The 14959-nt window shown below is 39.4% G+C and carries 14 protein-coding genes, 1 riboswitch and 1 other annotated feature; of the genes, 7 read left to right on the top strand and 7 right to left on the bottom strand.

The genetic code is table 11. The annotated features are described in order from the left end of the window. Positions 1-141 precede the first annotated feature (141 nt). The 3 genes from FLK20_RS02595 to ytkD all read left to right on the top strand — a co-directional run bounded on the left by FLK20_RS02595 (position 142) and on the right by ytkD (position 1629). Positions 142-465: a hydrolase gene (locus FLK20_RS02595; protein WP_227994827.1), complete on the top strand. Its 324-nt coding sequence runs from the start codon at positions 142-144 to the stop codon at positions 463-465. A 144-nt stretch (positions 466-609) separates the two neighbouring features. Next, positions 610-1131: a hypothetical protein gene (locus FLK20_RS02590; protein WP_152655012.1), complete on the top strand. Its 522-nt coding sequence runs from the start codon at positions 610-612 to the stop codon at positions 1129-1131. 27 nt (positions 1132-1158) lie between these two features. Continuing rightward, entirely contained in the window at positions 1159-1629 is a 471-nt protein-coding gene (gene ytkD, locus FLK20_RS02585; protein WP_152655420.1) for an RNA deprotection pyrophosphohydrolase, read from the top strand. A gap of 27 nt (positions 1630-1656) precedes the next feature. Here ytkD and FLK20_RS02580 read toward each other — a convergent pair whose 3' ends face one another. The 4 genes from FLK20_RS02580 to pckA form a co-directional block, all read right to left on the bottom strand. Continuing rightward, entirely contained in the window at positions 1657-2454 is a 798-nt protein-coding gene (locus tag FLK20_RS02580; RefSeq protein ID WP_370453155.1) for an ABC transporter permease, read from the bottom strand. After that, positions 2435-3241: an ABC transporter ATP-binding protein gene (locus FLK20_RS02575; protein ID WP_152655010.1), complete on the bottom strand. Its 807-nt coding sequence runs from the start codon at positions 3239-3241 to the stop codon at positions 2435-2437. The genes FLK20_RS02580 and FLK20_RS02575 overlap by 20 nt, the downstream gene beginning before the upstream one ends. Before the next feature lie 12 nt (positions 3242-3253). Then, the gene (locus tag FLK20_RS02570; RefSeq protein ID WP_152655009.1) at positions 3254-4240 is read right to left on the bottom strand and encodes an ABC transporter substrate-binding protein; all 987 of its coding nucleotides are present in this window, start codon (positions 4238-4240) and stop codon (positions 3254-3256) included. Positions 4241-4605: 365 nt separating this feature from the next. Continuing rightward, entirely contained in the window at positions 4606-6192 is a 1587-nt protein-coding gene (pckA, locus tag FLK20_RS02565; RefSeq protein WP_152655008.1) for a phosphoenolpyruvate carboxykinase (ATP), read from the bottom strand. 311 nt (positions 6193-6503) lie between these two features. Beyond that, positions 6504-6609: riboswitch (SAM riboswitch) on the top strand. 234 nt (positions 6610-6843) lie between these two features. Here pckA and metK point away from each other — a divergent pair. Next, entirely contained in the window at positions 6844-8043 is a 1200-nt protein-coding gene (metK, locus tag FLK20_RS02560) for a methionine adenosyltransferase (RefSeq protein WP_152655007.1), read from the top strand. A gap of 62 nt (positions 8044-8105) precedes the next feature. Here the strand turns inward: metK and FLK20_RS02555 are convergent, their stop codons facing one another. Continuing rightward, positions 8106-8633: a gamma carbonic anhydrase gene (locus FLK20_RS02555; RefSeq protein WP_152655006.1), complete on the bottom strand. Its 528-nt coding sequence runs from the start codon at positions 8631-8633 to the stop codon at positions 8106-8108. Between the two features lie 503 nt (positions 8634-9136). Between FLK20_RS02555 and FLK20_RS02550 the strand changes: the two genes are divergently transcribed. Next, on the top strand, positions 9137-9532 hold the full coding sequence (locus FLK20_RS02550; RefSeq protein WP_152655005.1) for a hypothetical protein: 396 nt from the start codon (positions 9137-9139) through the stop codon (positions 9530-9532). A gap of 23 nt (positions 9533-9555) precedes the next feature. Here the strand turns inward: FLK20_RS02550 and mnmM are convergent, their stop codons facing one another. Then, entirely contained in the window at positions 9556-10125 is a 570-nt protein-coding gene (gene mnmM / locus FLK20_RS02545) for a tRNA 5-(aminomethyl)-2-thiouridylate-methyltransferase MnmM (protein WP_152655004.1), read from the bottom strand. Positions 10126-10328: 203 nt separating this feature from the next. After that, positions 10329-10550, top strand: a binding site (T-box leader). Positions 10551-10655: 105 nt separating this feature from the next. Between mnmM and leuS the strand changes: the two genes are divergently transcribed. Continuing rightward, positions 10656-13070 carry a leucine--tRNA ligase gene (gene leuS, locus FLK20_RS02540; RefSeq protein ID WP_152655003.1) on the top strand — a complete coding sequence of 805 codons (2415 nt, stop codon included), beginning with the start codon at positions 10656-10658 and terminating at the stop codon, positions 13068-13070. Between the two features lie 113 nt (positions 13071-13183). Here leuS and FLK20_RS02535 read toward each other — a convergent pair whose 3' ends face one another. Then, entirely contained in the window at positions 13184-13942 is a 759-nt protein-coding gene (locus FLK20_RS02535) for a hypothetical protein (protein WP_152655002.1), read from the bottom strand. A gap of 121 nt (positions 13943-14063) precedes the next feature. Here FLK20_RS02535 and FLK20_RS02530 point away from each other — a divergent pair, with 121 nt between their 5' ends. Next, on the top strand, positions 14064-14372 hold the full coding sequence (locus tag FLK20_RS02530; protein WP_152655001.1) for a rhodanese-like domain-containing protein: 309 nt from the start codon (positions 14064-14066) through the stop codon (positions 14370-14372). The last annotated feature ends 587 nt before the right edge of the window (positions 14373-14959 follow it).

Here is a 14959-nt window from a genome sequence, read left to right as displayed (position 1 = left end):
TCCAGCTACAAGCGCCAAACTTTAGAAATTTCGCATCGTTTTTAAACGGGTGCTTTCCGCTTTTGGTTCTGAGCATATTTACTGAAATCATCTACTGCTGTCATGTTTATTTTCATTTTTTGCGGAGAAGCTAAGCAAGAGGTGATTCCATTGGATAAACAAAAATATTTTATCAGTGTCGGACAAGGAGAGATTTCCCGTATTCCATATCAGGGAAATGATGATTTTGTCATTTATGCTACTGCCGAGGAGGTACTGATGCTGCGCAGGAAATTTGACGGGCTGCATGATGCGAGTTTTGACAGTTATATACGTTCACATATCCCGTTTATACCGTATCATCTGGATACAGCCAATGATGCATATGATGAAACAATAACAGGAATATATCAAGCATTATATGATTTAGGTGACGAGAATACGAGGAATCATATCCGGTCAATGGGGATATTAGATGAAGAATAGGGGAAATAGTACCTTCGTATGAAAAGGTTTAGATGATATAATAAAAAGGTATAAGGTAGTATAGAAAAAATAATGTATTTTTCATCAGTAAAAAAAGGGTTTTTATGTATATTGAAGCATAGATAACAAAAGGGAGTGCTGCAGATGAGAAAGCTCGCTTTAATTCTTTGTTTTACTATGATGATAGTATTGATTTTCTCTATCACTGTACCAAGAGAAGCTGCTGTAAAAAGCGACCAGCAGGTGGGTGCATCTGCTTTGGATTTGGGAAAAGAAGAAATTCAGCCAGATAAAGAAGAAGTCATTCGCGTAATGAACGGATTAGGGGATACGTTGAAGCAGGATGTGGACGATTCGTATAAACTGAAGCACTATGCAACAGAGCAGGAGCTGATATCAGCTTTTGAAGCATATACCACACCGGAATTAGCCAGAGACTTTGTTGATTACTATTTCCGGGCAGAAGCAGATGGCGTTTATGTTATTCCAACGCATACAGAACCATGGTTTCAAGAAGAAAATGAATATGATATGATAAATACATCGAATCATTCCGTACAAATCGTACAGGAAAATGAAAATGATATGGTAGGAAGTTACACGCTGGTGGTGGAGTTAATACTTCAAAACGGCTGGAAAATTCAAGATATAAGCTATAGGGATTGACACCCGGATGGGAAAGTAGTGGAAGTAGTGAATGTTTTTAAGGATTATTACAATAATACGGTGCAGCTATCTTTTTTAGATCATCCATTTTCGAAAAACCCGAAGCATGTATGGGTCATCTGCAGATATAAAGATAAATGGCTGTTGACGGATCATAAGGAAAGAGGAATGGAGTTTCCGGGAGGAAAGGTAGAATCTGGAGAAGCTGCTGAGCAAGCAGCAGTCCGGGAAGTAATGGAGGAGACAGGAGCGACTGTAAATAAGCTTCACTATATTGGCCAGTATAAGGTGGACGGACGTCATGAAACCGTGATAAAGAACGTTTATTATGCTGAAGTGCAGGAGCTTACGCTGCAGTCTACTTATTATGAAACAAAAGGTCCGGTACTACTCAAAAAAATACCGGAAAATGTAAAAAATAAATCCAATTTCAGTTTTATTATGAAGGATGCTGTATTGGAATCCTGCATGCTCCGAATTAAAAAGTTATATGTATAAAAATAGCAGACAGCCGGGTGCTGCCTGCTATTTTCGTATCAGCAGCTGTTCTATTTTCTCTACTGTTTTGTACATTATCGCAGCAAGGATAGCGATGATGACGAGGCTGGACATCACAAGTGTAAAATCAAATACCTGGAAGCCGTAAATAATCAAATAGCCTAATCCCTGTTTAGAAACTAAATATTCTCCGACGATAACGCCTACCCAAGAAAGCCCTACGTTTACCTTTAATGTGGAGATAATGGCTGGCAAAGAGGCAGGAAAGACAGCTTCTTTAAAGCATTGCCATTTTGTTGCGTCAAAGCTTTTTAACACTTTTAAATAATTTTGATCGACCTCATGGAAGGCTGCAAATACGACAAGTGTTGTGACAATGACTGAAATAATAAACCCCATTGCAATAATCGATAAATAGCCGGGACCAAGAGCTACAATAAGTATTGGACCAAGGGCAACCTTTGGCATGGCATTAAAGACAACGAGGTAAGGGTCCATGACCTTTGCAAAACGATGAAAGCTCCAGAGCATGGAAGCAATGATGATTCCGGCAATCGTCCCGATTAAAAAGCCGAGTATCGTTTCTAATAGTGTAATTTGAATGTGACCTAATAAAGAACCTTGCAGCAGTCTGCTCCAGATCGAGCTGAATACACGGCTTGGAGAGCTGAATAAAAGCGGGTCTATCCAATACAGTCTGCTGGCAAGCTCCCAAAGAGTGAAAAATAAAATCAGAATGGACAGCTGCCAGGTCAGTACAACTCTAGCTTCTTTTTTTAACTTTTGCTGATAGATTGTAAATAATTTAGGACCGTTCATAAGCATTCTCCTCATGAAGCTGTACAGTTTGCTTTGCCTGGTCTAAGTCCGCCCAAATCTTATCAAAAAGCCGGCTGTATTTTGGATGCTTTCTTGCAAGAAAAGGAGATTCATCCCGTAATTCAACAGGAACATCGTATATTTTTGCAATTGCACCGGGGTGTGAGGACATCAGAATAATCCGGTCGCTCATTGAAATAGCTTCCCCGATATCATGTGTGACCAGGATAGCTGTTTTTTGATAAGTTTTAAGTAAATCAGATACCAATACCTCCAGCTTTAATTTTGTCTGAAAGTCCAAAGCGGAAAAAGGTTCATCCAGCAAGAGAATTTCCGGTTCTGTAATCAGTGTTCTGATTAATGCTGCCCGCTGCCGCATACCGCCGGATAATTCACTTGGATATTTATCAGCAACATTTTTAAGACCGACTTCTTCCAAAAGCGTAAGTGCGTTTTGTTTTACGTTATCTGCCTGTCTCTTTCTAATCTTTGGTCCAATCAGTACATTATCAATAATGCTTTTCCAGGGGAATAGATAATCCTGCTGCAGCATATAGCCGATTTCTAACGTACTTATGTCTAATTTTTCTCCATTTACTAAAATATTGCCTTCAGCAGGCTGAAGCATCCCGGAAATAAGTGAGAGCAGTGTTGATTTACCGCAGCCGCTCGGTCCAAGTAAAGACACAAATTCATTCTTTTTTACAGAGAAAGAGATACTGTGCAATGCTTCTGTATATTGCTTTTTGGAGAAGTAATAATGAGATACACCGTCTAATGTAAGGTAAGACATTGTTATCCTCCTTTATTCTCCGATAATCCGCTCAGCAAATTCTGTGTTGACTAGATCCTCGTAAGGAGCATCTCCAGGGAGTTCTCCAGCTTCGTTCATAATATCCTTCAAGTTCTCCCATGCAGCTTCTTCCAGCATTGGAGATGTTGCAAAAGAGCCCTGCTGTTTATAGCGGTCGATGGCGTTGGCGAGCATTTCTACATCTGTATCCTCAAAATAAGGCTCTACCACCTCAGCAATTTCTAATGAATCTGTCTCCTGTACCCATTGCTGTGCCTTATAAATGGCTCTGGTAAAGGCTTCCACAGTTTCTTCTTCTTCATTTAAGAAGCTTTGCTTTGCCATAAAGACGGTGTAGGGCACTTGCCCGGATTCTTCCCCGAAAGAGGCAACAATCTGTCCCTGGCCATTTGCTTCAAAAATACTTGCTGTCGGTTCGAATAGCTGGACATATTCATAATCACCGCTGGCAAAAGCGCCTGGAATATTTGCAAAATCGATATTTTGAACTAAATTTAAATCTTCCTGCGGATTAATATCATGCTGTTTTAAAACATATTCTCCAACCATCTGCGGCATGCCGCCGACACGCTGGCCGAGAAAATGACTCTCATGTAAATCTTCCCACTGAAAGTCTTCATCCTTTTCTTTAGCTACTAAAAATGTTCCATCGGTTTGTGTTAATTGAGCAAAGTTTACAGCGTAGTCCCTGGAGTCCTGGGCATAAACATAGATGGATGTTTCCGAACCGACAAGGGCAATATCTGCGCTGTCAGACAAAAGTGCTGTCATCGTTGTATCCCCGCCCCAAGTGGTTTGCAAATCAACCTCAAGCCCTTCTTCTTCAAAAAAGCCTTTTTCTAAAGCGACATATTGCGGTGCATAGAAAATAGAACGTGTTACTTCGGCAAGGTCTATTTGTGTCATTTTATTTTGATTGCATGCACTAACGATAAGCAGAGAGCCCATCAATAAAATGAAATAAGAAAGCTTTCTCATTTCTATCTTCCTTTCTCAAATACTGTTCTTGAACATCTTCTATAAATATATGATGCTGGAGACGATTGTGTGAATGCCTATAAACCAGAAGGAATAGGCCAATAATCATTGCAGGAAGAAAAGAGAAAGGAAAAAAAGGGTAAACTCAGAAAATAATGAGTTTACCCTTTAAGAGGATGTCAGGAAAGTTTCCAAATGATAAGCGGCAAGCTAATGATCTTCTATTAAAACCCATCACGCCGCGCAGGCAGCGTAGAAGTTCTTCACGACATGTGCAAGCCCGTTCATAAAAAACGTTGTCTGGATCTTCTTGCTTCTAATTTGGTTTCCTTTTTGCACACATACTTTTAAGATAAAGAAGTTAATTATACTGATTTATAGACAGGTCCAGCTTGCCGAATGGCTTCGCTGACTTCAGTGAATTTCTCGAAATTCATATGGAATTTTCCAGCCAGCTTCTTTGCCTCTGCTTCGTAGCTTTCCTTATCGTCCCAAGCATTTTTAGGAACAAGAACCTCATCTGGAACACCTGGAATTGATTTTGGAATAGCTAATCCGAAAATTTCATCTGCCGTCATTTCTGCGTTATTCAGTTCACCGATTAAAGCTGAGTGAACCATGGCACGGGTATAGGATAGCTTCATTCTGTTGCCGACTCCATAAGCACCACCAGTCCAGCCGGTATTAATAAGAAATACATTTGCATTGAATTTATCAATTTTCTCCCCGAGCATTTCTGCATATATGGACGGATTTAAAGGTAAAAACGGTGAACCGAAGCATGCGGAGAATGTTGCGACTGGCTGTGTTACACCACGTTCTGTTCCGGCCAGTTTACTCGTATATCCGCTTAAGAAATGATACATTGCCTGCTCTTTTGTCAATTTACTGATTGGCGGCAACGTGCCTGAAGCATCTGCTGTTAAGAATATAATCGTATTTGGATGTCCGGCTACACTCGGTTCTAAGCTGTTATCGATATTTTCTAATGGATAAGCAGCACGCGTGTTTTCTGTTAAAGAAGTGTCATCATAATCCGGGACGCGTGTATCTTCGTCTAATGCTACATTTTCGAGGACAGACCCGTAGCGGATGGCATCAAAAATTTGCGGTTCTTTCTCAGCAGATAAATTGATGCATTTTGCATAGCAGCCGCCTTCAATGTTAAATACGCCATCGTCACTCCAGCCATGCTCATCATCACCGATTAATCGTCTGTCAACATCTGCGGAGAGTGTTGTCTTTCCTGTTCCGGATAAACCGAAAAATAAAGCAACATCGCCTTCATCTCCTACATTGGAAGAGCAATGCATGGACAGGACATTCTGTTCAGGGAGCAGGAAATTAGCTACAGAGAAGATAGATTTTTTAATCTCTCCTGCATATTCTGTTCCACCAATCAGCACAATACGCTGTTCAAAAGAAATTAAAACAAATGCTTCAGAATTTGTACCGTCTACTTCAGGATCTGCTTTAAAGCCGGGAGCAGAGATAACTGTAAAATCTGCTTCATGTAATTGCTGCATTTCTTTTTCAATTGGAATAAATAATTGTCTTGCGAATAAATTATGCCAAGCGTATTCATTTATAACCTGGATAGGCAGTTTATACTTTTCATCCGCACCGGCATAAGCTTGAAGATGAAAAATCTCCTCTTTGCTGTCTAAATATGCAATTACTTTGTCAAGCAGCTGATTGAAAATGTTTTCTTCAATAGGCTGATTAACGTTTCCCCAGTCTACCTTTTCCGCTGATAAAGCATCTTTTACAATAAATTTATCCTTTGGTGAACGACCCGTATATTTACCGGTGGTAGCACGGACAGCACCAGTTGATGTCAATTTTGCTTCGTCACGATGAATAATCTTTTCGATAAGTTGGCCTACAGAATAGTTGCTATAAATATTTGTTGAAGTGAACTCCTCCAGAATACTTCTCCGCAATATTTTCATAAGACAATTATGCACTCCTTTTAATAATTTAGAAATCATTTTATCCTTAAAATATGTTTATTAGTATAACACATTAAATATAATAGTCCATACTAATTTACGAAAAAATTTTTTGTTTTAGAAAGCACTAAACGCATTTATGTATGAGTGCTCCCTTTTAACTTTTGAAGCCGGGTTCAGCTATTTCTGAATCAGAAAAAATTCATTGAGAAAAGAGCGGAAACAGTACTTATGAACGCCTCGTTTTGTATTCTGGGATAATAGGGTTGACAGGAGAGTCTTGTTTCGTTAATCTAATTATTGAACGGATACTCTTATTCAGAGATGGTGGAGGGACAGACCCGATGAAGCCCAGCAACCTCACATCATGTGAAAGGTGCTAACCTGATGCAAGGATCATTCCTTGAACAATAAGAGCGAAAGGCCAATAGTTTCCCTTTCCTCATGTATATTGAAGGAGAGGTTTTTTGTTTTTTTAAGGGACTTTTTCAAGCAGCCCTTAAAAAGCTGTTATAAAAAATGAAACCACATTGGGTAGAATGATAAGTTTACAAGGAAGTGCGTGTTCAGATGGTTCGATTTTCGTGGACTTTTTGGACAGCCTCTTAGAGTAGAGTTCCGTAACATACAAGGAAAAGGGGAGTTAGCCTTATGGCTGCAAATCGTCGTTTATTTACTTCTGAATCAGTTACTGAAGGACATCCGGATAAGATGTCAGATCAAATTTCCGATGCTATTTTGGATGAGATTCTTTCAAAGGATCCAAATGCAAGAGTAGCGTGTGAAACAACGGTAACAACTGGAATTGTTCTGGTTGCTGGAGAGATTTCAACAAGTACATATGTGGATATTCCTGCAATTGTACGTGAAACAGTGGAAGGAATTGGGTATACAAGAGCCAAATATGGTTTCGATTCAGAAACTTGTGCTGTCTTAACAGCCATTGATGAGCAATCTCCTGAAATTGCCAGTGGTGTAGACGTTGCGCTGGAGGCGAGGGAAGGACAGGGAAATGAGGAAGAAATTGAGGCAATTGGAGCTGGTGATCAGGGATTAATGTTTGGTTTTGCCTGTAATGAAACAGAAGAGCTCATGCCTTTACCGATTTCTTTAGCACATCGATTGTCAAGAAGGCTGGCAGATGTCCGGAAAGAGAATATTATTGATTATCTGCGCCCTGATGGGAAAACACAGGTAACAGTGGAATATGATGAAAATGATCAGCCGGTACGAGTTGATACGATTGTTATTTCCGCGCAGCATCATCCGGATGCCACAAATGAACAAATCGAAGCGGATGTTATTAAACATGTTGTGGAAGCAGTTGTACCGGATGAATTATTGGACGAAAAAACAAAATACTTTATTAATCCGACTGGACGCTTTGTATTGGGCGGACCAAAAGGCGATGTAGGACTTACAGGAAGAAAAATTATTGTAGACACATATGGAGGTTATGCAAGACACGGCGGTGGTGCTTTTAGCGGAAAAGATGCAACGAAAGTAGACCGCTCTGCTGCGTATGCTGCCCGCTATGTAGCCAAAAATATTGTCGCTGCCGGTCTCGCTGATTCATGTGAAGTGCAATTAGCTTATGCGATTGGTGTTGCCCAGCCTGTCTCTATCTCCATTAATACATTTGGCACAGGAGAGGTCAGTGAAGAAAAATTAGTGGAAGCAGTGCGGGAGCTATTTGACCTTCGACCTGCCGGCATCATCCGTATGCTTGATTTAAGAAGACCAATATTTAAAAATACGGCTGCTTATGGTCATTTTGGACGTACAGATTTCACATTCCCGTGGGAAAAAACAGATAAAGTAGAAGAACTGAAAGCATTAACTGCAAAATAAAAAAACGTCAGGTGTCTGAGGATACCTGACGTTTTTTCTGTGTGTGTAATCAATAAGATGAACTATTTATCCATGCCCATTGCGGTTTCTTTTAAATAATACTGCCCTTTTTCTACGTAGGATTGACGAATGCGCTCCATTTCCTGATAATCCTTATCTGTTAATTCACGGACGACTTTAGCTGGTCTGCCCATAGCCAAAGTTCCGGGCGGTATCTTTTTCCCGGGAGGAACCAGACTTCCAGCGCCGACAAAGGCATGCTCGCCGATTTCTGCACCGTCTAAAATAATGGAGCCCATACCGATAAGTGCATGATGCCGTATCGTCGCAGAATGCAAGGTTACTTGATGTCCGACAGTTACATCCTCTTCAAGGATTAGCGGCATGTTTGGACTTTGATGCAGCATGGAGAGATCCTGAATGTTTGTACGTTTACCAATTTTGGTAGGAGCAACATCTCCGCGAATAACTGTATGAAACCAAATGCTTACTTCTTCTTCAATCGTTACGTCCCCGGTGATGACAGCATTTTTAGCAATGAATGCTGTTGAATCAATCGATGGGGTGATACCCTTATAAGATTCAATCATCTCTATTCCTCCAACTAAGTTATAGTGACTAAAGTATAGCAGAGGACATATTATCTGGAAAGGTGGTTTAGGAACAGATGATTTTCTGAAAATTAGCGGTAGTAATCATCTGTTAAAATGGTACTCTTCCAGTTATAGGCATATATTCTAATTCGTTTATCCGATATGAATAATAAGTTTGAATGTGTATTTATTTCTTTCTATCCTCTACAGGTAAGCATCTTTTTATGATAGAATAAATAAGCTAGTTACTTAATGATAGCCAAAAACAAAGAGATGAAAGCTATCTTAAAGTAATCCTGTATAATGGGATAAGTAGTGATTGTTCCAATTATTATTGGAATAAGCAGGTGTATAAATCTGTTTTACTTGATGGGCGGATTGACCAGGCATGTAAGTGGACTTTTGAAACTTCCTTTAATTAAAGTTTATTTACTGAAGGTGAAGTTTTGCTTACAGAAGGAAGAAAACTGATTTATCGTTAAAAATGGGGTTGTACTTTCATGTTAATTCAAATTGTAATAGGGATTTTATTTTTTATTGGTGTTTATATACTGATAAGTGATGAGCAAAAATGGCTGCGTCTGACAACGTTTGGTTATTTTATTTTGTTAACAATTATCTTTGCATCTGGATATATGAATCAATTGAACAGCCTGCAAAGTCAAAGTCTTGAAATGAGGGATGTTACTGCATTGCGCAACTGGGTTTATCTATTTGCATATCTATACTCGGTTCCGCTTATGATTGTATCCGCATATGTTTGGGTTCCTTATCCCAAAAAGTATAAGACATTGCGATCTCGTGTGCTCATGATTTCTTTTATTTTATTTATTATCCTGACTGCCGGGCATTTCTTAAATTTATTTTTCCGATTATTATTTTTAGGAATTGCGTAAGAAGTATCGGAAACGCTCCATGATTATCCGGAGCGTTTCTTTTTTTCGATAGCGATTAAAAATGGAGCCTGGTTTTGCTGATTGATAAATTGGTATTGAAGCACCTGGTACTCTTTTTGATTCAATTGCGAAGTGTAAGAAAGAACGGCCTCTTTTTCTTCCTCCCCACCTGGATGTCCGTAATAAATAACTAAGATAAGCAGCCCGCTTCCTTTTAATTTGCTCAATACAGCTTCGATGGCTGCTATCGTAGAGTGAGGTCTGGTAATGATCGACTTATCACTTTTCGGCAAATAACCAAGGTTAAAAATGGCTCCACCGATAAGATTTTCTTCCGTATAGCTATGTAATCTTTCGTGGCTATCCTGAATAAGTGTTACATTACAGCAGTCATTTTCCTGAAGCTTTGCTTTTGTTTTTTGAATAGCCTGCTCCTGAATATCAAATCCATATACCTTGCCTGAAGGTCCGACCGTTTGACTTAAAAACAATGTATCGTGCCCATTTCCGCAGGTTCCGTCAATGGCGACATCTCCTTCTTGCAGACTTTCCTTTAATAATGTGTGTGCGCAGGTTAAAACATTTTGTAGCATGTGACTGTCTCCTTATACATTTTTCCAATTCAAGTATGCTAAACTTCATTACTAAAATCAATAGGTACTGGAAGTGAAATATATTTTTTCTTCGATATAGTTGTTTCCAATTGCCGAATTAAGTGTATACTAAAGGTAAGCTGCATGTTGTCAACTTGACATGGAATGTTTATTTCATTATAATTCCAGTATCTATTATAAAATGAAAGACAATGAAAAAGGATTAGTAATAGGTTATATCAGTTCCAGAGAAGCAGTGGGTGGTGAAAACTGCTACTGATCGGCGTATGAACTCACCTTTTAGGTTACAGTAATGAATAAAAGTAGTTACTGTCGTTTCATCAACGTTACCGATGTCAAGCGAACGCTTTTAGGCGTTAATTTGGGTGGTACCGCGGGAATAATCACAGCTTCTCGTCCCTTCATTGGGATGAGTGGCTTTTTTTATACCTTATTTTAGAGGTGTTAGATAAGGAATACCAGTATCGTATTAATCAAATTATAGGCAGTTTATGAAAGGAAGGATAGCGATGAGCTTTCAACATCAGGAAATTGAGAAGAAGTGGCAAAAATATTGGGATGAGCATAAAACATTCAAAACAAATACATTTTCGAATAAAGAAAAATTCTATGCACTGGATATGTTTCCGTATCCATCTGGTCAAGGTTTGCATGTTGGGCACCCGGAAGGATATACAGCAACAGATATTTTAGCCAGGATGAAAAGAATGCAAGGGTACGAGGTTATGCATCCGATGGGCTGGGATGCGTTTGGGCTTCCGGCGGAGCAATATGCGATTGACACAGGGAACAGCCCGAAAGAATTTACAGAAGCAAATATTCAAACCTTTAAGAGACAGATTAAAGAGCTCGGCTTTTCCTATGATTGGGACAGAGAAATTAATACAACAGATCCCAACTACTATAAATGGACACAATGGATTTTCAAAAAGCTTTATGAAAATGACCTTGCTTATATGGATGAAGTAGCTGTGAACTGGTGCCCAGCTCTTGGAACTGTTCTTGCAAATGAAGAAGTAATTGATGGCAAGAGTGAACGCGGCGGACATCCGGTAGTTCGTAAACCGATGAAACAGTGGATGCTTAAAATAACAGCGTACGCAGATCGTCTGCTTTCTGATTTGGAAGAATTGGATTGGCCGGAAAGCTTGAAAGAAATGCAGCGTAATTGGATTGGGCGTTCAGAAGGTGCTGAAGTGACATTTTCTATTGAAGGACATGAGGAAACCTTTACGGTATTTACGACACGTCCGGATACATTATTTGGAGCAACTTATGCAGTAATGGCGCCGGAACATCCATTTATCAAGACGATTACAACAGCTGCTCAGAAAGAAGCTGTGGAAAATTATTTGCATGAGGTACAAACAAAATCAGACTTAGAGCGTACCGATCTTGCCAAAGAAAAAACAGGTGTATTTACTGGAGCCTATGCGATTAATCCTGTTAATGGAGAGAAGATGCCGATTTGGGTAGCGGATTATGTATTGATGAGCTATGGCAGTGGTGCAATCATGGCTGTACCTGCACACGATGAGCGTGACTATGAATTTGCGAAAGTGTTTGAACTTCCAATTAATGAAGTTGTTGCAGGCGGAAATATAGAGGAGGAAGCTTATACCGGGGATGGCCCGCATGTCAATTCCGGGTTCTTAGATGGTCTGAATAAGGAGGAAGCTATCTCCAAAATGATTGCGTGGTTGGAAGAAAACCAAAAAGGAACTAAGAAAATCACGTATCGTTTGCGCGACTGGCTTTTTGCAAGACAACGCTATTGGGGTGAGCCGATTCCAATCATTCATTGGGAAGATGGCAGTATGACAACTGTACCAGATGAGGAGCTTCCTTTGGAACTTCCGGAAATGACAGAGATAAAACCGTCTGGAACAGGAGAGTCTCCGCTTGCCAACAATGAAGCTTGGGTAAGTGTCGTTGATCCGGAAACAGGGATGAAAGGCAGAAGAGAAACAAATACAATGCCGCAATGGGCTGGCAGCTGCTGGTACTTCCTGCGTTATGTTGATCCAGATAATACAGAACAGCTTGCTGATCCAAAAGCATTGGAAGAGTGGTTCCCGATTGACATTTATATCGGAGGGGCAGAACATGCTGTACTTCACCTGCTGTATGCACGCTTCTGGCATAAATTCCTATATGATATCGGCGTTGTCTCAACGAAAGAGCCATTCCAAAAATTGTTTAACCAAGGGATGATTCTTGGAGAAGGTAATGAGAAGATGAGTAAATCAAAAGGAAATGTTGTGAATCCAGATGATATTATTTCTTCTCATGGTGCGGATACGTTGCGACTTTATGAAATGTTCATGGGACCACTGGATGCTTCCGTTGCCTGGTCAACAAATGGTCTGGACGGTTCCCGTCGCTTCCTGGATCGTGTCTGGAGACTTTATATGAATGATGATAACTCATTAACAGATAAAATCACCGATGATGCCGCAACAGAATTAGATAAGGTTTATCACGAAACAGTGAAGAAAGTGACAGAGGACTTTGAGAGCCTTCACTTTAATACAGGAATCTCACAAATGATGGTATTTGTGAATGAATGTTACAAAGCTGATTCCATTCCGAAAAATTACGCAGAAGGCTTTGTAAAACTTCTTTCTCCGGTCGCACCGCATCTGTGTGAAGAGATTTGGCAAAAGCTCGGGCATACTGATTCGATTACTTTGGCTGGCTGGCCTGCTTATGATGAATCAAAGCTTGTAGAAGATGAAGTGGAAGTCGTATTGCAGGTAATGGGGAAAGTACGGGCGAAACTAAGCGTTCCTGTGGGTACTGAAAAAGGTGAGCTGGAAAAACTGGCTTTAAGTGAAGACAGTATGAAAAAATGGCTGGATGGAAAAACGATTCGAAAAGTGATTGTTGTTCCAGATAAACTTGTTAATGTTGTAGCTAATTAATACTTCATCTTTAATTAAAGAAGTTTATTATGATAAAAAAACGGACGCTAGTCATAGTTCTCTTGATAGAACTTGATTTCGTCCGTTTTTTTGTGGGAATAGTATAAAGCGCTTTAACTGACAGATCCTTCTAAACGGGGAAGCTCGGTTTGCAAAGTTGTTTCTAAAAGGATCCATTCATCCTTATCGTAAATCCAAGTGGATTCAACAGTTCCAATTTGATCTGCATGATAGGCACCGCTAATTTGCTGAAAACTTTTAAGACCTGGCTGATTTTCCTCTTCTAATTCAATCACTTCAAAAAAAGCAACCGGATCAATCATCAGCGTTGTCGGCTCCAAAAGTTTACCCTGATCGTTGTATAAATTTAAACGAATATATTCTTCTTTTTGTCCAGAGACATCTAATAGGATTGGTTCTTCTTTTGGCAGTAACTGAACGGATACTTTAAAATCATCCATAAATTCTCCTTTTACCGGCTGCTCTACTGGCAAAGGCAGCTCAATAAAATCCCCCTTTTCCCATTGATTTAGCTGGGAAGTATATAATCCGCCACTTCCTCCAGTTGGACTCTGGTAAAGAATATCCATCACACCATTATGTGTTAAATCGGCAAATTGTAATTCCGGATCATACCCTCCACCATAGTTAATCCGCCATGTTTTATCAGATGAGGGACTTGAAATATCGACCCAAATGTCTTGATAATAAACACCATCTGCAGCAAATAATTTGCCTTTTAATTCTAAAAGTTCTGCTTCTCCATCTCCTGTAACATCCTCTTCGTACGTATGGATAAGGATCGCATCATTATGATCCGCTTCTGCCGGAGCAAAGAAAAGAGTTAATAACAATAAACTGATATAAGCCATCGTATCACCTTCTTTCTCTAAAGAGATTAAGTTTTGCTTAGTTTAATCAAACGAGTTGAATCCTATTCATTCTCCATTTAATATAATATGGAAGAATAAATATAGAAGGAGATGAGAGTGGATGGAAGAAATTAAAGAGCTTTCCCCGACAGAAGTGGATGCTATCAAAGAAAATGATTATATTCAATTGATTGATGTTAGAGAAGATGAAGAAGTAGCTCAAGGAATGATTGAAAATGCGTTACACATTCCTTTAGGTGATATACCGGATGTTTATACGGACTTAGATAAGCAAAAAGAATATATTATGGTCTGCCGCTCAGGGAAAAGAAGCTATAATGCAACAGCATTTTTACAGGAGCAAGGATTTAAAGTGTCAAACATGAGCGGTGGTATGCTGGAGTGGCAGGGCGAAATTATTATTAAATAATTTTGCATTGTATCTGCAAGCCGACTGATTGAATAAGGAAGATATTCTGCGGGAGAATGAAAATCCTGCAGATTTTTTTCTGTGATTTTATATTCCAGTGCGTGCTCAAAAAGGACTTATCCCATAGAAAAGGGTGCTGCAGTACTTATATTTGTACATCCTGAGACCGTATTGTATTTACTCGTCTGCCGGAAATATGTATGTATTGATGATCAAGGATCTGGTTTTACAAATGAACTTTCACCGGATGTGGTGATTTTGTGTTGTAACATGATATAAGCGGCGGCTGTAGGAGTGTATTAATCTTCTGCTATTTAAAGCTCTTTGGATATTTGAGGGATATATGGCAAGAGTGCGATTGTTTATTAAACTAGCATTTAAATGAATATGAAATGCAGCTTTATTAACCCTTTTTTATATGTTGAAAAGAAATTTGCCGAATTGGTGTTGACTTAATTTGTCGATAATGGTACAATTAACATCCAATGTTGAGTTAGTATTTTTGTAAAGATCATTTAACAAAAAAGTTATTGACGAAACATTGGCAGTATGATATATTAATTTGGTCGCTGTTTTTAAAGCGACAA

It is taken from the genome of Oceanobacillus sp. CFH 90083 (genome assembly GCF_009389585.1).
Taxonomy (GTDB): Bacteria; Bacillota; Bacilli; order Bacillales; family Amphibacillaceae; genus Oceanobacillus.
Note: the sequence above shows the minus strand (reverse complement) of the source record. Positions and strands in the feature narration are given on the sequence as shown.

Excerpts from the sequence above, each read along its gene's own strand:
- leuS (WP_152655003.1), top strand. The coding sequence starts at position 10,656 with ATGAGCTTTCAACATCAGGAAATTGAGAAGAAGTGGCAAAAATATTGG.
- FLK20_RS02550 (WP_152655005.1), top strand. The coding sequence starts at position 9,137 with ATGTTAATTCAAATTGTAATAGGGATTTTATTTTTTATTGGTGTTTAT.
- metK (WP_152655007.1), top strand. The coding sequence starts at position 6,844 with ATGGCTGCAAATCGTCGTTTATTTACTTCTGAATCAGTTACTGAAGGA.
- FLK20_RS02530 (WP_152655001.1), top strand. The coding sequence starts at position 14,064 with ATGGAAGAAATTAAAGAGCTTTCCCCGACAGAAGTGGATGCTATCAAA.
- FLK20_RS02535 (WP_152655002.1), bottom strand. The coding sequence starts at position 13,942 with ATGGCTTATATCAGTTTATTGTTATTAACTCTTTTCTTTGCTCCGGCA.
- mnmM (WP_152655004.1), bottom strand. The coding sequence starts at position 10,125 with ATGCTACAAAATGTTTTAACCTGCGCACACACATTATTAAAGGAAAGT.
- FLK20_RS02570 (WP_152655009.1), bottom strand. The coding sequence starts at position 4,240 with ATGAGAAAGCTTTCTTATTTCATTTTATTGATGGGCTCTCTGCTTATC.
- FLK20_RS02590 (WP_152655012.1), top strand. The coding sequence starts at position 610 with ATGAGAAAGCTCGCTTTAATTCTTTGTTTTACTATGATGATAGTATTG.
- pckA (WP_152655008.1), bottom strand. The coding sequence starts at position 6,192 with ATGAAAATATTGCGGAGAAGTATTCTGGAGGAGTTCACTTCAACAAAT.
- FLK20_RS02575 (WP_152655010.1), bottom strand. The coding sequence starts at position 3,241 with ATGTCTTACCTTACATTAGACGGTGTATCTCATTATTACTTCTCCAAA.
- FLK20_RS02555 (WP_152655006.1), bottom strand. The coding sequence starts at position 8,633 with ATGATTGAATCTTATAAGGGTATCACCCCATCGATTGATTCAACAGCA.
- FLK20_RS02580 (WP_370453155.1), bottom strand. The coding sequence starts at position 2,454 with ATGCTTATGAACGGTCCTAAATTATTTACAATCTATCAGCAAAAGTTA.